Origin of the sequence: Polynucleobacter sp. MG-5-Ahmo-C2, from assembly GCF_018687735.1 — a bacterium.
In the GTDB taxonomy this organism is placed as follows: domain Bacteria; phylum Pseudomonadota; class Gammaproteobacteria; order Burkholderiales; family Burkholderiaceae; genus Polynucleobacter.
The window spans coordinates 785162-807354 of the sequence record NZ_CP061304.1; the positions used below are offsets into that span (position 1 = coordinate 785162).

The following is a 22193-nucleotide window of genomic DNA, read 5'->3' on the forward strand; positions in this document are numbered from 1 at the left end:
CATCAAATTACTAAACTCAGATGGCCTTAGAAACCGCTAAGCCTTGGCTAAAGAATTATCCAGTAGGCGTCCCACACGAGATTGGGCCGCTGAGTCATACATCCCTGACTGACTTTATCGAGGAATGCTTTGTGCGTTTTGGCAAGCGCAGGGCGGTTGAAGCTATGGGAAAGTTTTTCTCATACAGAGAGCTCGATCGACTCTCTAAAGACTTTGCTTCCTATCTCCAAACTCTCAATTTAGAGAAGGGTGCACGGGTCGCTTTGATGTACCCCAATGTCATTGAGTATCTTGTTGCCATGATTGGCACTCTGCGTGCTGGTTATGTGGTGGTCAATATCAACCCACTCTACACCGCCCGAGAACTCGAGGCCCAATTGGTCGATAGCGGAGCAACAGTGTTGGTTGTCATGGAGAACTTTGCTCATACCTATCAAACAATCAACCCAATAGAGGGTATACGGCAAGTGATTGTGAGTAGCCCAGGAGAATTAATGGGCCTCAAAGGCCATCTGATCAATTGGGTAGCCAGAGACATTAAAAAACTGATACCAGCTTGGAGTTTTGCCCATATTACTTTCAAAGACGCACTTCAAAGCGGTGGCGAGCATCATTTTCAGAAACCTTACATTGGTTTAGAAGATATTGCTTTCTTGCAATACACCGGTGGTACGACGGGAACCTCTAAAGGCGCCGTTTTGCTTCATCGTAATATCCTCTCTAATGTGATGCAGATAGAGGCCTGGTTAAATCCTGGCCTCAAACAAAAGCCAGAACAGCAATTGGTATTTCTGTGCGCATTGCCGATGACCCATATTTTTGCTTTAACAGCTTGTGCCTTGCTCGGTATTGCTAAGGGCGGCTTATTACTTTTGGTTCCCAATCCACGCGATATCACCGGCTTTATCAAAATGCTACTTAAGCATCCTAATATCAATATATTCCCGGGTGTGAATACGCTCTTTCATGCGCTGATTCATCGGCCAGAGTTTAAGAAGGTAAAACTTCCTCAGTTATTAGTCACCATTGGCGGAGGCATGGCAGTGCATAAGAAGACAGCTGACCATTGGCAGGCTCTCACGGGTGTACCCATTGCACAGGGCTACGGATTATCAGAAACATCGCCAGTAGTCTGCGTCAATACACCACTAGAAAAGCATTTCACAGGGCATATTGGCATGCCAATACCCAGCACCAATCTTGTCATTCTTGACGATGACGGGGTTGAACTCTCGCATGGCAGCCCTGGGGAGATCTGTATTCAGGGGCCGCAAGTCATGGCAGGTTATTGGAATAAACCAGAAGAGACAGAGCATTGCATGACAGCCGATGGTTTCTTTAAATCGGGTGATATTGGTTTTATCACCGATGAAGGCTATGTAGAAATTGTTGATCGTAAAAAAGATATGATTGTGGTGGCTGGATTTAAAGTGTTTCCTAATGATGTGGAGGATCACTTAGTCCAAATGGATGGCGTTAGAGAATGCGCAGTCATTGGGGTGCCACACCGTAAGCTTGGAGAAATCGTTAAAGCTTACGTGGTGCGGGACAATCATCACTTAACTGAGGCCGATATCTTGCAATACTGCAAAGAGCATATGGTGAGTTATAAACGCCCTCGGAAAATCATCTTTATTAACGAGCTTCCTAAATCCAATGTCGGAAAAATTCTACGCCGAGAACTGAGAAATATTTAACAATACAGTAGCAACTAGATACTTAGTTGCGCGGGGTTTTACCAACCATCTTGGCTGCTCTTAAGAAATCAAAGTCAACGCCTTGATCAGCTTGTGTCACAGTATCTAAGAATAGTTTCTTGTATCCACGCTCAGCTGTTGGCGGGGTGATTGGATTCTCTTTGGCGCGCTTAGCCAACTCTTCATCAGAAATTAATAAGCTAATTTCTCGATTCTTGACACTCAAGCGAATGCGATCGCCATTGTGCACATGCGCCAAGGGCCCGCCAATTGCAGATTCAGGAGTAACGTGTAGCACAATCGTTCCAAATGCCGTGCCACTCATACGACCATCCGAGATGCGTACAATATCTTTAACACCAGCACGCGCTAGTTTCATGGGGATAGGGATATAGCCAGCTTCAGGCATACCAGGCGCACCTTTGGGGCCGATATTTTTGAGAACCAAAATGTCATCAGCGGTGACATCTAAGTCGGGGCTATCAATTCTGCTAGCTAGATCCTCAGCATTCTCAAACACCACAGCACGACCTTCATGTTCCATGAGTTTCTCATTGGCGGCAGATTGCTTAATAATCGCGCCACCAGGAGCAAGGTTGCCATGCAGGACGGCAATGCTGCCACGGGGATAGATTGGCCTGTCAAAGGGGCGAACAACATCTTGTTGAAAGCTTGGCGGTGCAGAATCGATTTCTTCGCCAAGTGTTTTGCCAGTCACTGTCATTGCATTGAGTTTTAATTGTGGCTTGAGTTCGCGCAATAAAGTAGCCATACCACCAGCATCATGGAAATTTTCCATATAGTGATCACCGGAGGGTTTTAAGTCAACCAGTACAGGAGTTTCATTACCCATTTTGTCAAGGGCATCCAGATCAATCTCAAGACCCATGCGACCAGCAATTGCCGCTAAGTGCACAATGCCATTGGTAGAGCCACCAATTGCCAGCAATACTCGGATTGCATTCTCAAAAGCATCTGCCGTCAGAATCTTGTCGATAGTCAAACCATCTTTAGCCATTTGAACAGCGCAAGTACCCGTTTCTTCTGCCACCCGAATGCGGTCTGCAGTGACAGCCGGCGGAGTAGCGCCACCCGGAACCGTCATGCCTAAAGCTTCAGAGATACAAGCCATCGTGCTGGCAGTACCCATGACAGAGCAAGTGCCTACGCTGGCCACAAGTTGATCATTTACTTCATCTTTTTCAATTTCATCGATTTCACCGGCGCGGAACTTGCCCCAATAGCGGCGACAGTCAGTACACGCGCCGACACGCTCGCTACGATGTGAGCCAGTGAGCATAGAGCCTGTGATCAGCTGAATCGCTGGCAATCCGGCAGAAGCAGCACCCATCATTTGAGCGGGAACCGTTTTGTCGCAGCCACCGATCATCACAACGGCATCCATCGGTTGTGCACGCAACATCTCTTCAGTATCCATAGACATCAGATTGCGCAAATACATGCTGGTTGGAGCAGCAAAGCTCTCATGAATCGAGATTGTCGGAAACTCCATTGGTAAGCCACCAGCAAGCATGACGCCACGCTTTACTGCTTCAATCAGTTGCGGCATATTGCCATGGCAGGGGTTGTATGCGCTGCCAGTATTAATGATGCCGATTACAGGGCGATCCAAGGCGCTATTGGTATAGCCTGCACCTTTAATAAATGCCTTTCGTAAAAATAAAGAGAAGCCTTTATCGCCATAGCTCGTTAAGCCCTTACGTAAACCTGTTTCAGGCGCTGCTTTAGGATCTGTTGGCTTAGTACTCATTTTTGTCTCAGTATTGAATGATTTGTATAAATGCTCTGTAAGGGCTAATTGTAGTCATGCAATCATGACCACGCCTACAAGCCGCCGCCCCAGCGGTATTGCCAAGAAATACCCAGCATGTCATAACTTGTATTAGTACGAGAATAGACACCAGTACTGCCGGTGAGGCGAATGGCATTGTGTTTATCAACCGGATAAGAAATCGTGCTGCCAAATCGCCAATTTTCTTGCGAGCCGTTCACCGCCGTGCCATTGACGTAGGTTTGGCCACCAAAGAAGTAGGTGGCATCCGCTGATATCCAAGCGGTATTGGGGAAGTAATAAATTACATGGGTTTCTGTGGAATACACCGGGTTTTGGGAGAGGGTGTTATTGCCCATGTAATTGGCATTGCTCGTATAAATCGATGCCATGCCAGCCAATTCTAAGCGCCATGGACCAACTGCTTTAGAGGCCCCAACGCCCGGCTGAATGACTGTCCGATTGCCGCCAACGTTGACCATTTGATCACTGTTGTATTTGCCCCATGGAATGGATGCAGCAAGACTTGCGCCAATAATGAGGTCTTGTTGATAATTCTTAAACTCACTTGCCGCCAAAGCGGGTGCGCCATACAGATTGACGGAGGCCTTAATCATAGGGTCTGAAAGACCTTCGGCAGATGCATTGATCACTTGGCCATTTGCGGTACCTGTGCCAGATAATTCAGCATAAGGAAGCACCAGGGAAAGCCTGCCGGATTGACCTGCAACATCCAGGATATGGGTCAAGCTTATTGCTTCAGTAGTGATTTTGTATGAGCCGCTTTTAGCTTGAGCAATACCGCCCGTAATAAAGGTAATACCAATCGGTGCATTGGAATATGCGCGAGCCTCAATTTCTTGAGCGTGAATACTGCTAGATAAAAGACCTAGAGTAAAAGCCCAAAATAGATTTCTAGAAAATGAGACCAATGAAAATGACTCAAGTAACTTCAGTAACTTAAGCAACTTAAGAAACGCAAGCAACTTCAAAAAACTATTGACCAACAGAATTTTTTCTACCGAACAAAATGGTGACAGTTGCATTGGTACCTAGGGCCAACTTCATTCCGACTAAGACTAAATAGGGCCAGACAATTAACCAGTAGACAATAGTCATTGCCAGTACTTTCAACGGATTTTTCTGTCCAAACGCCGACATGGAATCAATAAAGTTTTTACCATGCATGAGACCTTCAATACCAGCCTCAATGTAGTTCAGGGCTAGAACAACAAAGATGTAAAAAATCGATTCAAGCAAAAGGGATTTGATGATGCCATTGGATTTATTAATATTGATCGGGAAGATCGCTTGCGCAATCAACATAAATTTGGCGCATAAGCCTGCTTTAATTATGGCAATTCCAAATATGCTTAAAGGAATGGGGCGTTCATCTAAAGAGGTGGCACCTAAAAAAGCAAGGGCGCAGAACCAGGCTCCAAAATACAGTGTGAGCGCAAAGGCTTTTTTGGCTTCAGCCAGCATTTTTTCTTTGATGCCTGGTAAATGACCTGTGGTGCTTCCGGGTGTAATCATCAGTTAAGCATTACAGCAAGATTCACCACTAGAGCAAGCAGAGGCAGTCTCTACAGGGGCTGGCTCATGGGTATAGCGGGCAATAAAGGCATGTTTACTCTGCAGCGGTAACTTGATCCAAACAAAGTGACCAGAACCGGGGGCAACATCGATTGGCTCGCCAGCCATATTCCACATGGCATCTAAAACAATGTCTTGGTTGCCTTGAGGTTCGATGATTTCTAGTTTGTCGCCAACTGAGAAGCGGTTTTTGACATCCACTTTGACGCGGCCAGAGGCCGAATCAATATCCAGAGTTTCGCCAACATACAAACTTCTACCAGAAAGAGAGTGGCCTCTCATATAGAGTTGGTATTCCTTATCGTGATGACGCTCATAAAAGCCATCGGTATAACCACGATTCGCAAGACCTTCTAAATTGCCAAGCAAGGTTGTATTAAAGGGTCTGCCTGCGACCGCATCATCAATTGCTGAGCGATAAGCTTGGCATGTACGTGATACGTAATAGGGTGACTTCGTGCGACCTTCAATCTTGAATGAGTCGACACCCATCTTCGTTAATCTCTCGATATGCTCAACAGCGCGCAAGTCTTTAGAGTTCATGATGTAGGTGCCATGCTCATCTTCTTCCATCGGCATTAATTCATCAGGACGACGGGCCTCTTGAAGAAGCACAACGTCACCACTAGTATTTTGCTGCCCTGGTTTGACCTTGTAATCCCAGCGACAGGCATTGGTGCACGCACCTTGATTGGAATCGCGATGAGACATATAGCCAGACAAGAGGCAGCGGCCAGAGTAAGCAATACACAAAGCACCATGAACAAATACTTCGAGCTCCATTTCAGGACAATCTTGACGCACTTCCTCAATCTCGTCAAAAGAAAGCTCGCGAGACAAAATCACTCGGCTAATTCCAACAGAGCGCCAGAACTTAGCGGAAGCACCGTTGACTGTATTGGCTTGCACTGATAAATGAATCGGCATATCCGGCCATGCTTCTCTAGCCATCATGATCAAACCGGGATCAGACATGATCAGGGCATCGGGTTTCAAATCTACAACTGGCGACATATCTTTAATGTATGTGCGCGTCTTTGCACCGTGTGGCAGTAAATTTGAAACCAAGTAAAACTTCTTGCCCAAATTATGCGCAGTATCAATACCTTGTTTGAGTACTTCGATCTTGCCGAAGTCGTTATTGCGAACCCGCAAAGAATAGCGAGGCTGGCCAGCATAAATCGCATCCGCTCCGAATTCAAAAGCGGTTTGCAACATCGAAATGCTGCCTGCAGGGGCTAGAAGTTCAGGGGTCTTAGTCATAGCAGTTATTTTAAAGCCCTTGGCAGGTTTTGGGTTTTGGCGCAGATGGCTAGTGAAAACACCTAAAAATGAGGATTTCCACTCTTAGGAGAGCCAAGGCAATGCTATATTGGCCAAACAAAATAGACATAAGGGCATCAGCCCAAAAGGAGATGAAGTGAAATTGATAGCACGCACACTAGTAGCGCTAATTTCTTGTTTATGCCTCGGCCAAGCATTTGCCGCTGGAAAGATTCAAATGAACGAGTACATGGTGCCAAGTGACACTCCAGGTATTTCTTTGTACGTGCGCAATAAGCATCTAGCTGGCATGAAGAAATTCACTGCCGAGAAAACCTTGCTTTATGTTCACGGCTCAACCTATCCAGCAGAGACCGCCTTTGACTTATCGCTGGGCGGAACTTCATGGATGGAGTACATGGCGGCAAGAGGTTATGACGTCTGGCTAGTTGATCTTCGAGGCTATGGCAAATCTACTCGTCCTCCTGAGATGGATCAGCCTGCTGACCAAAATGCGCCAATTGTGAGAACAGATACAGCGGTAAAGGATGTATCTAGTGCAGTTGACTACATCCTCAAGAAACGCAATATCAGTAAGATTAATCTCCTTGGCTGGTCTTGGGGTACAACCATCATGGGCAAGTACACCACCGAGAATAACGAGAAGGTCAATAAATTAGTGCTCTATGCGCCACAATGGTTACGTCAAGGCGGAGCGCCATTAACGGATAAAGGCGGCCAATTAGGCGCCTATCGAGTTGCCTCGATGACCGATGCTAAAAATCGTTGGCTCACCGGTGTTCCTGAGAATGCTAAAGCGACTCTGATTCCGCAGGGTTGGTTTGAGAAGTGGGCAGAAGCAACTTTTGATACAGACCCATGGGGAAGAACACAAACGCCAAAAAAACTCAGGGCACCTAACGGTACCGTTCAAGACGCTCGTGAATTCTGGACAGCTGGTATTCCGGTATACGAACCTAAAAATATCCGTGTGCCAGTCATGCTAGTGCATGCAGAGTGGGATGCAGACTTGCCCAGCTATATGCTCTATGAGTATTTCACCAAGCTAGAAAATGCCCCATACAAAATCATGTTGCAAATTAGTGAAGGTACTCACACCATCATCATGGAAAAGAACAGAATGTTGATGTTTGCAGGGGTTCAGGAGTTCTTGGATAGCAATTTCAAGCCCGAGAAATAAGCACCGATCCCAAAACAAAAAAGCCCCTAGAGTACTCTAGGGGCTTTGCTTATTTGGCTCCTCGACCTGGGCTCGAACCAGGGACCTACGGATTAACAGTCCGGCGCTCTACCGACTGAGCTATCGAGGAATAAGCCGATATTATAGCAAGATGCGCTCACTACTTCCTACATCCGTACAGATCCCCAGAGTAATGACTATTGCTGGCTCAGACAGCGGCGGTGGGGCGGGCTTGCAGGCTGATCTTAAGGTCATCACCGCTCTTGGGGCTTATGGCATGTCTGTGATCACCGCTATTACGGCTCAAAACACCCTAGGGGTCACACGTATTCAGGATGTGGATCAGAATGTTGTTGCAGCCCAAATTGATGCCGTCCTGTTTGATATCGGGGCGGATATTGTCAAAATTGGAATGCTGGCCAGCCCAGAAATTGTGCAAACGGTAGCCAAAGCATTGCGCCGTCATGACGTTAAAAGGATTGTTCTAGATCCCGTATTGCGTGCCACCTCAGGAGCAAGTCTTGGTGGTGATGACACAGCTCAAGCCATGATTGCGGAACTATTTCCGATGGCAACATTGATTACTCCAAATATGGATGAGGCATCTTTGCTTTTAGGTCGCGATATTCATGGTGCGAATGATTTCAAAAAAGCAGCACAAGAATTGCTGGCGATGGGCCCACAAGCAGTCTTAATTAAAGGGGGGCACCTCGACGCTACGCATACGCAAATCACGGATTTTTTGATGTGGAAAACGATTGAAGATGGACTCGAAGTAATTCAGTCAAAAGAATTCAAACACTATCGGGTCAATACCCTCAATACCCATGGCACGGGTTGTTCGTTAGCATCTGCAATTGCAACCTACCTGGCTGATCGCCATGATTTGAGTCATGCAGTAGCAAAAGCAATTGCCTTCGTAGAAGCGGGATTAGAGGCGGGGCGCTTCTTAAGTATTGGTGAGGGTCCGGGTCCCCTATGGCATATGCACGATTTCTACCCAACAGCTTTGTTGGATGAAAAAGGGAAGTGCTAATCGCTTTTTAGATCATTGCGGACTACTGCATTAACTCTTGTAAGTACCTTACAGCAGCCTTGGGATCTTTCGCTTGGGTAATGGCGCGCACAACCGCTACGGAGCCAACACCACTTTTAGCCACCGCCCGAATGCTATCTTGATCAATGCCGCCAATGGCGACCAATGGATAGTGACTCATCAGTTTGGCATATTGATACAGGCGTCCTAAACCTTGTGGCGCAGTAGCCATCTTCTTTAAATTGGTTGGGAAGACTGCTCCCATTGCAATATAGCTAGGGCAAAAGCGATCTGCATAAATCATCTCTGCATAACCATGGGTACTCAAACCCAAACGCAGACCAGATGCACGAATTTCATCCAAATTGGCAGTTGTCATATCTTCTTGACCCAGGTGCACACCATAGGCACCCGCATCGATTGCTTGCTCCCAATAATCATTAATGAAGAGCAGTGTTTTGCTATCTTTAGCTGCCTCGACCGCTTCTCTAATTTGTTTTCTGATGTTGAATTTGTCTTCAGATTTAAAGCGGAGTTGGACAGTCGGAAGTTCAGCATCTACCATGCGCTTTACCCAATCGGCATCAGGCATCACACCATATAAACCTAAGCGCTTTGGGCATTCTGCAAAAGCATTGGGATTCATATTGCGAGTCCACGGCAATAAATCAAAATGCTCTGGTCTATTGGGCCACTTCAGGGCATTAAACCCACCATCACCTTGTGCCATGCGAGACCATGCCTTACCCAATACTTTGGCATCGGATTCAATAAAACCCATATTGATTGCAGCAAGAGCGCCGGCCAGTTCATAGTGATCGGCTGCTGCTTCATTATCGATTCGGGGTGGAGGATGGCTAGGGGTAAATTGCGGCATCGGAATACACAAATCCTCATTGCAATGGGCTGCAATGATTTGATCAGCAAGGTCCCGAATGAGGCTCATATTCTTAGTCTAGTGAATTAACTCTGATGCCAAAAAGGAGTTCCGACTAATGGCGTACTTGCTTGAGCAGATTCTTGCGGCTTCATGGCCCCAGATAAATAAGCGGCCCGCCCTGCATCTACTGCCATGCCAAACGCTTTGGCCATTACGACCGGATCTTCTGCAAGCGCAACTGCCGTATTTAATAGAACCCCGTCAAATCCCCATTCCATCACAGTACAAGCATGGGATGGGAGACCAAGACCCGCATCTACTAGTAGCGGCACTTTCAGGCGGGCACGCAATAGCTTCATGGCATAGGGATTTAAGGGTCCCCGACCAGTTCCTATTGGTGCCGCCCAAGGCATGACTGCCTGGCAACCAACATCGACTAAGCGCTGGCACAAAATTAAATCTTCAGTGCAATAGGGTAATACTTTGAAACCATCTTTAATTAAAGTCTCAGCGGTTTGAACCAAACGCAGAGTGTCTGGCTGCAAGGTGTAGTCATCACCAATCAGTTCCAGCTTAATCCAATTTGTTTCAAAAACCTCGCGTGCCATCTGTGCGGTAGTAATCACTTCTTGTGGGCTATGACAGCCTGCTGTATTTGGCAAGACGGGCACAGCCATCTTTTTAAGAAGATCCCAAAAGCCACTATGCGCCTCAGTAGTTGATGTGCCTTGGCGACGCAAACTCACAGTAATCATTGCTGGATTAGAAGCTTGCACCGCATTCTCTAAAACTTGTGGAGAGGGGTAGCGAGAGGTGCCTAGCAATAAACGGCTAGCAAAGCTCTCACCATAAAGAACCAAAGCGTCAGCACTATTGAGATTATTCGGTAAAGGTACTGTCATGACTCTTTAACCACCTGTCACAGGAGCGATTACCTCAACCTGGTCATTCTCATTCAGAAGAAATTCTCCATGCTTGTTCTTGGGAACAAAATTCAGATTTACGGCCACAGCATAGGGTGGCTTAGCATCAACCAAAGCAAGTACATCAGTGATCATGCTCTGATTGGGAACTTGATACTCCACTTGGTTCACGATCACGCGCATAAGCTAGCCTCTCGATTGCTGGCTTCCTTGCTAATGTTCAGGCCTAAGTCTAAAGCGGTATTGCTGTCACCAGACGCTAGAAGCTCTAGAGCGCAATCTAGAATGGCTGGGGCAATCATAAAACCATGGCGATATAAGCCATTGATCATGATCAAATCAGAAAGCCCTTGATCTTTGCGCATTCTAATTTCTGGAAGATTGTTTTTCAGGGTTGGACGGCACTGTGTTGCCATTTCCAGAATACGAGCCTCTGCAAAACCACTGTGAACGGTATAGACGGCACTCAGTAATTCCATGGCCGAACGCACGCTCATCTCGGACAGATCGTCTGATTCGATTTCGGTTGCACCAACCACGTAAATGTCTTTTTCTTTGGGGGCAATATAGATTGGATAGCGCGGATGAATCAAACGGGTAGGGCGCTTGAGTTTGACTTCAGGAGCATATAAGCGCACAACTTCACCGCGTACACCCCGTAAGGTATTGTTACTATTCGCGACCCAAGCATTCTTAGCGCCCGTACCACGACAGTCGATCACGGCTTGGTAAGAATCATCTTTACGCAGATCGTCTGGATTAACTTCGGTATTCCAGTGGCAATGAACCTTCAGATTATTCAACTCAATCAGAAGCGCATCTAAAAGCTGGCGATTATCAAGTTGCCCCTCATTAGGTAAAAACAAGCCTTGTGTGAATCGAGCCGCAACACCAGGCTCAAGATCACGTATTGCTTCATTATTCAGTTTCTGCGGAAGTTGTAGTGACGCGTTATTGCGGCAGTTGCGCTCCAGGTGTGCAGTAAACCGCTCAGCATCACTAGCATCTTGCCGATGCCACAAAATCAATGTGCCATCTTGTTGGATAAATACTGGCGCTGATAATTGATTGATCAATTCTTTCCAACGCGGCAGACTATGAATGCCCATACGGACAACCGAATCTTCAGTAATAACCGATTCTGCCAGCGGGGCTAGCATGGCTGCAGCAATTCTGGCAGCAGCACCACTCGCATCTGAGTGTCCTTTGTCAAAAAGATCTACTTCAGCACCACGCTGGGCAAGTGAGACTGCCAGTAAACGGCCCATTAGGCCGCCACCGACAATCGCGTATTTGCTGTGCGAGAAGGATGCGCTATTCACAATCTGCTCAGATGTACTTACTGATAAATTTCGCTGCCACGCTTACGAAACTCTGCCGACATTTCTTCCATGCCTTTTGCTGGATCTGAAGATGCTTCTGCGGTGATCGGAATGACTTTTGCTTTTGGGTTGCCATCAGCATCGAGTGTTGCAGCGTAGTCACGCACTTCTTGGGTGATCTTCATCGAGCAGAACTTCGGTCCGCACATGGAGCAAAAGTGAGCGATCTTGGCGCCCTCGGCAGGCAAGGTTGCATCGTGGTATTCACGGGCACGCTCTGGATCCAGACCAAGATTAAATTGGTCTTCCCAGCGGAACTCAAAACGCGCTTTAGACAGAGCATTATCGCGAACTTGTGCGCCAGGCAAACCTTTGGCTAAGTCAGCGCCATGTGCAGCAATCTTATAAGTGATGATGCCCTCACGAACATCTTCCTTATCAGGGAGGCCTAAGTGCTCTTTAGGCGTCACATAGCAAAGCATCGCTGTACCGTACCAACCAATTTGGGCAGCACCAATACCGCTGGTGATGTGATCGTAGCCAGGAGCAATATCGGTGATCAATGGTCCAAGGGTATAGAAAGGGGCTTCTAAGCAATGCTTGAGCTCTTCAGTCATATTTTCTTCAATGCGTTGCATTGGAACGTGACCAGGGCCTTCAATCATGACTTGAACATCATGCTTCCAGGCTTTAGCAGTCAGTTCACCCAAGGTATGGAGTTCACCAAACTGGGCAGCATCATTAGAGTCTGCAATACAGCCTGGCCGTAAACCATCACCTAGACTGAATGACACGTCATAGGCTTTCATGATCTCGCAGATCTCATCAAACTTGGTATACAGGAAGTTCTCTTTGTGATGCGCTAAGCACCACTTCGCCATGATCGATCCACCGCGAGACACAATACCGGTGATGCGATCTGCAGTGAGCGGTACGTAGCGCAGCAATACACCTGCATGAATGGTGAAGTAATCCACACCTTGCTCAGCTTGCTCCACCAAAGTATCCCGGAACATTTCCCAGGTGAGATCTTCTGCAATACCGCCAGTTTTGTCTAGGGCTTGATAAATAGGCACGGTACCAATTGGCACTGGTGAGTTGCGAATAATCCACTCACGGGTTTCATGAATATGTTTGCCGGTAGAAAGATCCATGATGGTGTCTGCACCCCAACGAATCGACCACACCATTTTTTCTACTTCCTCATTTATTGAGGAGGTGACTGCAGAGTTACCCAAGTTGCCGTTAATCTTCACACGGAAATTACGACCAATAATCATGGGTTCTAATTCAGGGTGATTGATGTTCGCGGGAATGATCGCTCGACCCGCAGCAATTTCAGAGCGGACAAATTCACCGGTAACGATATCCGGTAGGTTGGCACCATAAGACTTACCAGGATGTTGCTTTAAAAGTTGTTTATATGCAGGATCCTTGCGCAGTTGCTCTAGGCCCATAGATTCGCGGAGAGCTACGTATTCCATTTCTGGAGTAACGATCCCTTGGCGAGCGTAATACATCTGACTGACATTGCTGCCGGCTTTAGCAACCCTAGGGGCACTGATATGTGAGAAGCGTAAGTTTTGGGTTGCTTCATCTTCAGAGCGCGCAACGCCATACTCAGAGCTCGGGCCAGCGAGTTGAACGGTGTCCTTACGTTCAGTAATCCAAGTCTCACGCAGTCTTGGCAAACCTTTTTCAAGATTGATCACGATTTCTGGATCGCTATAAGGCCCTGAAGTGTCATAAACAGGTACCGGTGGATTAGGCATCATCTCTTCACCAACACGTGTAGGCAATTGCTCGATCATGCGAATCGGAGCCTTCACATCCGGGCGTGAACCTTGTAGATAGGTCTTTGTAGATGCAGGGTATGCAAATTTTTGACCAAAGTCACGCTCTAAACTTTTTAAGCTTGGAATTTCATGTTTGGTTTTTTGATTCTCTTTACTCACGTCCATCTCCTCACTGTTTTAGATGGACGAAACCGGGTGTCGGTCTGATGTAACTCCCCACGCCAGCATTACCTGGATCGGGTTCTAGGGTCTTTCTCAGCGCCTCTAGGCAGATTCTGCTCTAGAGGGCACCCCTGTTTCATCCTTATTATGGATTTAACCACGAAATTCAGTTTAGAGGCATGACCTCAATCAAGAGGCTCAAATAGGCCTAGAAGCCGTATTTATTGCGTCGCAAAATGTAGTCAGCCGTTACAAATGCGGCGTCGCTCGTAAATTCATCGGCTAGGATTCGGGCGGCTGCTTCAGCTAGGGATATCTCAATAAAGCCACTGACTTCACCATCATGATTAGTGGGCACAAAGTTATTCGGCAGCTCCAAGTCATAAACATAGAGTTGCTCATCATGAAAGCCGCGACCAGCAATTGGGCGGCGCATATGGATGCGAGCAACTGGTTCAACTTGATCTGCAATATGGGTGGGTACACCAGCCTCTTCCCATAGTTCGCGTTTTGCACAAATCCAAGGTGTCTCATCAGCAGAAATACCGCCTGCAGCAATGTTGTCTAACAGGCCAGGATCGGTAGCCTTTGTTTCACTGCGTCTACCCAACCACAGCAAACCCGATTGTGTATAGCCATTGATATGGGCTGCTGTGCTGCGAAACCCAAAGCTACGAAATGCTGCACGCTCTAAACGAAAGTACTTATGCCCATTTTGATCGATCCAAGCAAAATCTTCGTTGCGCCAACCAGGGATAAAACCACCTGCCCGCATTTTGTCAGCCAGTTTATAAAGGCTGGCAGATAAATCTACAGGGCGAGCTAAGCGGATAGTGAGGCAATCATTTCCAATGGAGATGAGGGGAATAGGCTCTTTTTTAAGAGACTCTTGAAGATACGGGATAAATTCTGGATTTAAGTGGCCAATCACCTGTTCACCCTCAGGGCCTCTAAAAAGATGAATTGGCATAAAGTCGACGGGCGCAGAGCGCGCCGTGTTTTGAAGCATTTCCTCGAGGGCGGCGAGTGTGCTGGTAGATAAGCTAGTCATACATTGGAGTTTAAGGTAACCGACCAGTCTTCGGGTGTTTGTCAATTACTCATAGCATAAAAGTTTGCAGAGAATAAAAATAAATTTCCATCTGCATGCGCAGCAAATCCAGATGAAGCAGCTGCTAATTATTTAAGCAAGCTAGTTCACTCTATACAAATCTGCGACTTACGAAAACTTTTGTGGATTTATCCACATTGCCTGTGGATAAGTTTTACTAAATTAGTGGTCCCGCCGACAGGAATCGAACCTGTATCCCACGCTTAGGAGGCATGTGCACTATCCATTGTGCTACGGCGAGTGTGTATCAAATATAAAACTGTGCTAGGCGATTGAATTCTGAAATGGAAACGGATTACCAACCACAAAGCGCCCAAACTTGATTGGTAACCGCGACCATCATGTCAGGCGCATAGTACGCTGAAAAAATGAGTAGCAAGCCCAATAGGGCAAAACTATAAAACAGCCATTGCGATAAAGAAAATCTTTTGCTCATGCGTTTGCTGTGCGAGCGATGGCACGCTCTTTAACAGGTAAGTTCACCAAAAATGCAAACACACCAAGTGCGATGGCAATTTCCCAAACGATGAAATATGAGCCGGTGCGATCAAACAAGTATCCACCAAGAAAAGCACCACAAAAGCTTCCAAGCTGATGCGAAAAGAACACTAAACCCGATAGCATCGTAAGGTATTTAACGCCAAAGATCTGCGCAACAATGCCGTTTGTGAGCGGGATAGTGGATAACCACAGGAATCCCATGATGGCTGCAAAGATATAAGTGGTCATTGGGCTTAATGGTAGGAGCAAGAAGCCAATAATGGCAATCGATCTGCCCAAATAAATACCAGAGAGTAGATAGCGCTTTGGAAAACGTTGACCCAACATGCCTGCGCTATAGGTCCCAAAAATATTAAATAGACCGATGAGTGCAAGTGCTGTAGTCGCTACTGCAGGTGCGCCGACTGCAGGATAGATTGCAGAAAGATCCTTTAAATAAGGGGCTAGATGAACCGCAATAAATACCACCTGAAAGCCGCAAACAAAATAGCCCAGGGTTAGTAAGCGAAAGCTAGGATTAGAAAGAGCTTCTTTTAAAGCCTGTTTGATTGTTTGATCACCGAGATTGTTATTGTGAACAAAGTTTTTCTCACGCAACATAAAAGCAGTTGGAATCATGAGGCTTGCCATCAATGCTAGTAAGAGGAGTGCATCTTGTGATCCAAAGGCACTTAATAAACCTTGCTCAGCCGGAATCATCAGAAATTGACCAAAGGATCCTGCGGCTGCAGCAATACCCATCGCCCAAACGCGTTTATCTGCAGGAACATTGCGACCTAAGATGCCGTAGACCACGCTGTAAGTGGTTGCAGTTTGCGCTAGACCAATCAGCAATCCGCCAGCAACGGTGAAGTTGAAGATATCGGTAGAGACTGCCATGCCGGCTAAACCAAGTGCATACAGTATGCCGCCAGCCACCATAATCTTGAATGCGCCATATCGATCAGCCAGTGCGCCAGTAATGGGCTGAAAGGCACCCCAAATTAAGTTTTGCAAAGCAATAGTGAGGGCAAAGGTTTCTCTACCCCACTCATTGGCCGAGGTGATGGGCAAATTAAATAAGCCGAAGCCATGACGAATGCCCATGGATAGTGTCACCATGAGCCCGCCATAAATAAGGACTTGTTTCATGGTCAGTGATGGCTTGATCGCAGCAATGTTCATGGTTTAAATGACTCCTTTTTGGTGCAGCGTTTTAATTGCATCATCATCTAGTTTCAGGCGCTCATGCAAAATCTCGTCAGTATGTTGTCCCAGCGTGGGGGGCGCCATCCGAACTTCTGTAGGGGTTTTAGAAAGCTTCATTGGGCTAGCTACTAATTTCATATTGCCAACAGTAGGGTGTTGTACGTTCAATTGCACGTTTCGCGAAATGACTTGCTCATTCTCAAACACTTCTTTGAAATCATTAATAGGTCCGCAAGGAACATTGGCTTGTTCCAATAATGCAATCCATTCACCTTTGCTTTTCTTGCGAGTCATTTGCTCAAGCAAGGGAATCAATTGCTTACGATGCTGTACTCGCAGAGGATTATTGAGATACAAGGGATTATTGGCCAAATGGGCTTCACCGCCTACGGTGACGAAATGCCTGAATTGACCATCATTACCGGCAGCCACAATCATCCAGCCATCTGATGTTGGGAAGGTTTGGTAGGGAACGATGATGGGAGAGGCGTTCCCCCAGCGCTTTGGCACTTCACCCGAGGTGAGGTAGGCGCTCGAGACGTTGGCCATTACGGCAATTTGCGTATCGAGCAAAGACATATCAATGTATTGACCTTCGCCAGTGTGGTCGCGATGAATAACTGCCGCCAAGATGGCAGAGGAGGCATACATTCCAGTAAAGATATCGGCAATTGCCACCCCCGATTTTTGTGGGCTGGCACCTTCAAAATCATGGGCTTCACCCGTAACACTCATAAAGCCACCCATGCCTTGGATGATGAAATCGTAACCAGGGCGATGGGCGTAGGGACCAGTTTGACCAAAGCCCGTGATGGAGCAATAGATTAAATCAGGCTTCACTTTTTTGAGGCTCTCATAATCGAGCCCATATTTAGCTAAATCCCCAACCTTATAGTTTTCAATGACAACATCGGATTCGGCTGCGAGCTTACAAATAATTTCCTGACCTTCGGGTTTGGCAATATCTACCGTGATAGACCGTTTATTGCGGTTAATGCAAATAAAATAGGCAGATTCTTCGGTTTCTTGGCCATTGGCGTCTTTGGCAAATGGAGGTCCCCAATGACGGGTGTCATCTCCGACCCCGGGACGCTCAACTTTGATCACATCGGCGCCCAGGTCGGCCAGGTTCTGGGCACACCAAGGGCCAGCCAGCACTCGGCTAAGATCTAAAACACGAATATGACTTAAGGCTCCCATGCCCTGATTTTGGCATGGATGGCAGGGCAATTCTTGAAAAGTTCGGCTTAGACTTCAGACATGACTACAATTTGCGCGCATGGCTACCCGTAAAACTTCCGAATACAGCGAATCGTCGATTCAGGTCCTAAAAGGCCTAGAACCCGTCCGTCAACGGCCGGGAATGTACACCCGAACCGATAATCCCCTCCACATCATCCAGGAGGTCTTGGATAACGCTTCTGACGAAGCTTTAGGTGGATTTGGTAAGCAAATTATTGTGACGATGCATGCTGACGGCAGTGTGAGCGTGGAGGATGATGGTCGAGGCATTCCAGTGGGTATGCATCCCACTGAAAAACTTCCTGTTGTAGAAATTGTATTTACCCAATTGCACGCTGGCGGCAAGTTCGAAAAAGGCTCTGGTGGTGCATATGCATTCTCAGGTGGATTGCATGGTGTTGGTGTTTCTGTAACCAATGCGTTATCGAAACGTTTAGAAGTCACCGTTTGGCGTGATGGACAACTCTCTACCTTGACCTTTGCTGATGGCAAAGTGATTGAGAAGCTCAAAACAAAGCCGTCATCTAAAGAAGATAAATCGCATGGCACACGCGTTCGCGCTTGGCCTGATGGCAAGTATTTCGATAGTTCAGCCATTCCAATGGCGGACCTGGTGCGCCTCCTACGCTCAAAGGCAGTGTTGTTGCCTGGTGTGAAGGTGACACTCATTCAAGAAAAATCTGGCGAGAGCCAAACTTGGCAATATGCTCAGGGCCTACGTGGCTACTTAAATGAAGCGATTGCGCAGGCAGGTCATGGCCCAGAAGTGATTCCACCATTTGAAGGTGAGCAATACGCTACCGGCACAGGTGAAGATGATTCCTTTGCCGAAGGTGAGGGGGCTGCTTGGGTTGTTTGCTGGACTGAAGATGGTGCACCAGTTCGCGAGAGCTACGTTAATTTAATTCCGACACCCGCTGGCGGCACGCACGAAAGTGGTTTGCGCGAAGGCCTATTCAATGCTGTTAAAGGCTTTATCGAAATGCATGCTTTGCAGCCGAAAGGCGTTAAGCTCATGCCCGAAGATGTATTCGCTCGCGCATCTTTTATTTTGTCTGCCAAAGTATTGGATCCTCAATTTCAGGGGCAAATTAAGGAACGCTTAAATTCTCGCGATGCGGTTCGTCTGGTTTCGGGCTATGCAAAGTCTGCATTAGAACTATGGCTCAACCAGCATGTAGATTACGGCCGGAAACTTGCTGACCTGGTGATTAAACAGGCGCAAGCAAGAACAAGAGCTGGTCAAAAAGTGGAGAAGAAGAAGTCATCTGGTGTTGCAGTCCTACCTGGAAAGCTCACCGACTGCGAGAGCCAAGATATCGCCATGAATGAAATCTTTCTCGTTGAGGGTGATTCGGCGGGCGGCTCTGCCAAAATGGGTCGGAACAAAGAATATCAAGCGATCTTGCCATTACGTGGCAAGGTTCTCAATACTTGGGAAGCGGAGCGTGATCGCTTATTTGCCAATAATGAAGTGCATGATATTGCTGTAGCTATCGGCGTAGATCCACATGGCTTAAATGATGACCCTGATTTATCGAACTTGCGTTATGGCAAGGTGTGCATTCTGTCTGATGCTGACGTCGATGGCGCTCACATTCAAGTGCTTTTGCTAACACTGTTCTACAAGCATTTTCCAAAACTCATTGATCTAGGTCATGTGCATATTTCTAGGCCGCCACTCTTCAGGGTGGATGCGCCAGCACGCGGTAAGAAACCAGCGCAAAAGATTTATGCATTAGACGCAAGCGAGTTACAAGCGATTGAAGATAAATTACGCAAAGACGGCGTTAAAGAATCCGCTTGGCAAATCTCCCGCTTTAAGGGCTTAGGTGAGATGAGTGCTGAGCAATTGTGGGATACCACCTTAAACCCCGACACTCGACGCTTATTGCCAGTAACACTGGGCTCTTGGACGGAAGATGAAACGTTTAAAACCATGGATATGTTGATGGGTAAATCCGAATCTGGTGCGAGACGTGATTGGCTGGAAGAGCGCGGCAATGAAGTTGAGGCAGACATTTAATGGCAACGAAGAAAACACCAGGTAAAAATCCAGCTGCAGAGCAGGCGGATTTATTTTCCAATCCAATGAAGGTGGATATCGTAGAAGTAGACGATGCTCCTCAAGTAAGCACAGCCACAAACAATCCCAAAGGGCCAAACGATCCGCATGATCCAAAGACCATGGATCTCAACGAGGACAATAAAGACAGTTTGACCCTGGCCGTTTACGCAGAGCGTGCTTATCTTGATTACGCAATTAGTGTAGTAAAGGGTCGTGCTCTACCAGAAGTAGCCGATGGGCAGAAGCCAGTACAACGCCGTATTTTGTTCTCCATGAGTGAAATGGGTTTACGTGCTGATGCGAAGCCGGTGAAGAGCGCCCGCGTTGTAGGTGACGTGCTTGGTAAGTTCCACCCCCACGGCGATCAATCTGCTTATGACGCCTTGGTTCGTTTGGCGCAAAGCTTCTCATTGCGCTACCCCCTAATTGATGGTCAAGGTAACTTTGGTTCGCGTGATGGCGACGGCGCTGCTGCAATGCGTTATACAGAAGCACGTTTAACCAAAATCGCTGGCTTGTTATTAAGTGAAATCGATGAAGGTACAGTCGATTTCGCTCCCAACTACGACGGTTCATTTCAGGAGCCCAAGTTACTGCCGGCACGTCTTCCATTTGTTCTTTTAAATGGAGCATCTGGTATTGCCGTTGGTATGGCTACCGAGATTCCGTCACATAATCTACGTGAAGTCGCTAGCGCTGCAATTGCTTTGATGAAGTCTCCAAAGCTCTCTACCGCTGATTTGCTCGGCATCATGCCTGGCCCAGATTACCCGGGCGGAGGACAAATCATTTCCTCTACCGCAGAGATTGCACAGATCTATGAAACTGGTCGTGGCAGCATTAAGGTGCGCGCTCGCTGGTCTGTAGAGGAATTAGCCCGCGGCCAATGGCAGATTGTTGTGAATGAATTGCCGCCGGCAACCTCATCACAGCGCGTGTTGCAAGAGATCGAAGAAATCACCAATCCAAAAGTCAAGGTTGGAAAAAAAACGCTAACGCCAGAGCAAAACAATCTGAAGTCCACCATCCTTAATGTATTGGATGGTGTACGTGATGAATCGAGTAAGGATGCTGCAGTGCGTTTGGTATTCGAGCCTAAGAGTAAAAATATTGACGTTAATGAGTTCGTTAATCTTTTGTTGGCCCATACCTCACTAGAGTCCAATGCGCCAATGAACTTGGTGATGATCGGCAATGATGGTCGTCCTCGTCAAAAAGGGCTGAAAGAGATTTTGACGGAGTGGGTTGAGTTTAGAGTTGCCACAGTGACTCGCCGAACTCAGTATCGCTTGGGCAAGGTGAAAGATCGGATGCACATATTGGAAGGGCGCTTAACCGTTCTTCTCAATATAGACAAGGTCATTAAGATTATTCGCAATAGCGATGAACCGAAAGCTGACCTGATCAAAGAGTTCAAACTCTCAGACCGTCAGGCTGAAGATATTCTCGATATTCGTTTGCGCCAGTTAGCGCGACTTGAAGGGATCAAGATTGAGCAAGAGCTTAAGGCACTGAAAGTGGAGCGTGATGACTTAGAAGGCTTGCTACAAAGTGATGCAAGCCTCCGTAAGCGCATCATCAAGGAGATTGAGTCTGATATGAAGGACTTCGGTGATGATCGCCGAACCTTTATTCAGGAGGATAAACGTGCTGTCGCAGAAACCAAAGTGATTGATGAACCGGTTACGGTGATCGTTTCCCAAAAAGGTTGGGTGCGTGTACGTCAAGGTCATGAGCATGATCCAACTCAATTTGGCTTTAAGGCAGGTGATGCCATGTATGACACCTTTGAGGTTCGTACAGTTGATGTGATGCAAGGCTTTGGTAGTGATGGCCGTGTCTATACGGTGCCAGTGAGCGAATTACCTGGTGCACGCGGCGACGGTTCGCCATTAACCAGCTTTGTGAATTTGGCCCCTGGCTCACAAATGGTTGCTTACTACGCTGGCCAGCCAGATGATTTAGTGCTGCTGTCCACTAAAGCGGGTTATGGTTTCTTGGCTAACGTTTCTGATATGAGTACCCGCAATAAGGCTGGTAAATCTTTTGTGAGCATTGATGCCAAAGTTCCGGGTGATGCTCCATTGGGGGCGGTAAAAGTGAAGATGGGTATGAAGCAAGTTGCTTGCTTATCGCAGGCCTCTAAATTATTGGTATTCCCATTGGATGAACTCAAGCGTTTGCCAACAGGCGGTAAGGGCGTGATCCTGATGGGCTTGGATGATAAAGAGTTCCTAGCGTCTGCAATTGCTGTTGGTCCTGATGGCGCTACTTATGCTGGCGCTGGTCGAGCAGGAAAGCCAACAGAACTGAATCTAGATGCAAAAACGCTCAAATCGTTTGCGGGCAATCGCGCACGCAAGGGTCACTTTGTCGAGCCACGCCTGAAAGATGGCAAGCTGAAAGCGAATTAGG

Annotated in this window: 18 protein-coding genes, 2 tRNA genes and 1 riboswitch; of the genes, 5 read left to right on the plus strand and 15 right to left on the minus strand. The window is 47.2% G+C overall.

Features of this window, described 5'->3' with window-relative positions:
* Positions 1–20 precede the first annotated feature (20 nt).
* Complete coding sequence (locus C2740_RS04095) at positions 21–1697, plus strand: AMP-binding protein (RefSeq protein ID WP_215294131.1); 1677 nt, start codon at positions 21–23, stop codon at positions 1695–1697.
* A gap of 22 nt (positions 1698–1719) precedes the next feature.
* On the opposite strand, the gene C2740_RS04100 is transcribed toward C2740_RS04095, so the two are convergent.
* The 4 genes from C2740_RS04100 to C2740_RS04115 all read right to left on the minus strand — a co-directional run bounded on the left by C2740_RS04100 (position 1720) and on the right by C2740_RS04115 (position 6348).
* Positions 1720–3468, minus strand: coding sequence for an IlvD/Edd family dehydratase (locus C2740_RS04100; RefSeq protein ID WP_215294132.1), 1749 nt, complete (start codon positions 3466–3468; stop codon positions 1720–1722).
* A gap of 74 nt (positions 3469–3542) precedes the next feature.
* Complete coding sequence (locus tag C2740_RS04105) at positions 3543–4535, minus strand: transporter (RefSeq protein ID WP_215294133.1); 993 nt, start codon at positions 4533–4535, stop codon at positions 3543–3545.
* Positions 4486–5025 (minus strand): hypothetical protein, encoded by a 540-nt coding sequence (locus C2740_RS04110; protein ID WP_215294134.1) that lies wholly within the window; start codon positions 5023–5025, stop codon positions 4486–4488. Before C2740_RS04110 ends, C2740_RS04105 begins: the two co-directional genes overlap by 50 nt.
* A gap of 3 nt (positions 5026–5028) precedes the next feature.
* Positions 5029–6348 carry a U32 family peptidase gene (locus tag C2740_RS04115; protein WP_215294135.1) on the minus strand — a complete coding sequence of 440 codons (1320 nt, stop codon included), beginning with the start codon at positions 6346–6348 and terminating at the stop codon, positions 5029–5031.
* A gap of 157 nt (positions 6349–6505) precedes the next feature.
* Here C2740_RS04115 and C2740_RS04120 point away from each other — a divergent pair, with 157 nt between their 5' ends.
* Positions 6506–7549, plus strand: coding sequence for an alpha/beta hydrolase (locus C2740_RS04120; RefSeq protein ID WP_251369697.1), 1044 nt, complete (start codon positions 6506–6508; stop codon positions 7547–7549).
* Between the two features lie 54 nt (positions 7550–7603).
* Here C2740_RS04120 and C2740_RS04125 read toward each other — a convergent pair.
* Positions 7604–7679, minus strand: a tRNA-Asn gene (locus tag C2740_RS04125).
* A 21-nt stretch (positions 7680–7700) separates the two neighbouring features.
* Here C2740_RS04125 and thiD point away from each other — a divergent pair.
* Positions 7701–8585 carry a bifunctional hydroxymethylpyrimidine kinase/phosphomethylpyrimidine kinase gene (thiD, locus tag C2740_RS04130; protein ID WP_215294136.1) on the plus strand — a complete coding sequence of 295 codons (885 nt, stop codon included), beginning with the start codon at positions 7701–7703 and terminating at the stop codon, positions 8583–8585.
* Positions 8586–8607: 22 nt separating this feature from the next.
* On the opposite strand, the gene thiE is transcribed toward thiD, so the two are convergent.
* The 10 genes from thiE to C2740_RS04180 form a co-directional block, all read right to left on the minus strand.
* On the minus strand, positions 8608–9531 hold the full coding sequence (gene thiE / locus C2740_RS04135) for a thiamine phosphate synthase (protein ID WP_215294137.1): 924 nt from the start codon (positions 9529–9531) through the stop codon (positions 8608–8610).
* A gap of 17 nt (positions 9532–9548) precedes the next feature.
* Positions 9549–10367, minus strand: coding sequence for a thiazole synthase (locus C2740_RS04140; RefSeq protein WP_215294138.1), 819 nt, complete (start codon positions 10365–10367; stop codon positions 9549–9551).
* Between the two features lie 6 nt (positions 10368–10373).
* Positions 10374–10571 carry a sulfur carrier protein ThiS gene (gene thiS / locus C2740_RS04145; protein ID WP_215294139.1) on the minus strand — a complete coding sequence of 66 codons (198 nt, stop codon included), beginning with the start codon at positions 10569–10571 and terminating at the stop codon, positions 10374–10376.
* Positions 10562–11710, minus strand: coding sequence for an FAD-dependent oxidoreductase (locus C2740_RS04150; protein ID WP_256440747.1), 1149 nt, complete (start codon positions 11708–11710; stop codon positions 10562–10564). The genes thiS and C2740_RS04150 overlap by 10 nt, the downstream gene beginning before the upstream one ends.
* Positions 11711–11727: 17 nt before the next feature.
* The gene (gene thiC / locus C2740_RS04155) at positions 11728–13632 is read right to left on the minus strand and encodes a phosphomethylpyrimidine synthase ThiC (protein ID WP_215294306.1); all 1905 of its coding nucleotides are present in this window, start codon (positions 13630–13632) and stop codon (positions 11728–11730) included.
* A 70-nt stretch (positions 13633–13702) separates the two neighbouring features.
* Positions 13703–13811: riboswitch (TPP riboswitch) on the minus strand.
* 65 nt (positions 13812–13876) lie between these two features.
* A complete protein-coding gene (locus C2740_RS04160) occupies positions 13877–14719 on the minus strand; it encodes an NUDIX domain-containing protein (protein ID WP_215294140.1) in 843 nt (280 codons plus the stop codon).
* A gap of 226 nt (positions 14720–14945) precedes the next feature.
* Positions 14946–15020: transfer RNA gene (locus C2740_RS04165), tRNA-Arg, on the minus strand.
* A 54-nt stretch (positions 15021–15074) separates the two neighbouring features.
* Complete coding sequence (locus C2740_RS04170; RefSeq protein ID WP_215294141.1) at positions 15075–15215, minus strand: hypothetical protein; 141 nt, start codon at positions 15213–15215, stop codon at positions 15075–15077.
* Positions 15212–16444, minus strand: coding sequence for an MFS transporter (locus C2740_RS04175; protein WP_215294142.1), 1233 nt, complete (start codon positions 16442–16444; stop codon positions 15212–15214). Before C2740_RS04175 ends, C2740_RS04170 begins: the two co-directional genes overlap by 4 nt.
* A gap of 3 nt (positions 16445–16447) precedes the next feature.
* A complete protein-coding gene (locus C2740_RS04180) occupies positions 16448–17668 on the minus strand; it encodes a CaiB/BaiF CoA-transferase family protein (RefSeq protein ID WP_215294143.1) in 1221 nt (406 codons plus the stop codon).
* Between the two features lie 79 nt (positions 17669–17747).
* Between C2740_RS04180 and C2740_RS04185 the strand changes: the two genes are divergently transcribed.
* Together C2740_RS04185 and parC are read left to right on the plus strand one after the other, a co-directional pair.
* Positions 17748–19736 carry a DNA topoisomerase IV subunit B gene (locus C2740_RS04185; RefSeq protein ID WP_215294144.1) on the plus strand — a complete coding sequence of 663 codons (1989 nt, stop codon included), beginning with the start codon at positions 17748–17750 and terminating at the stop codon, positions 19734–19736.
* Positions 19737–19897: 161 nt separating this feature from the next.
* The gene (parC, locus tag C2740_RS04190; protein ID WP_215294307.1) at positions 19898–22192 is read left to right on the plus strand and encodes a DNA topoisomerase IV subunit A; all 2295 of its coding nucleotides are present in this window, start codon (positions 19898–19900) and stop codon (positions 22190–22192) included.
* Position 22193 lies beyond the last annotated feature (1 nt).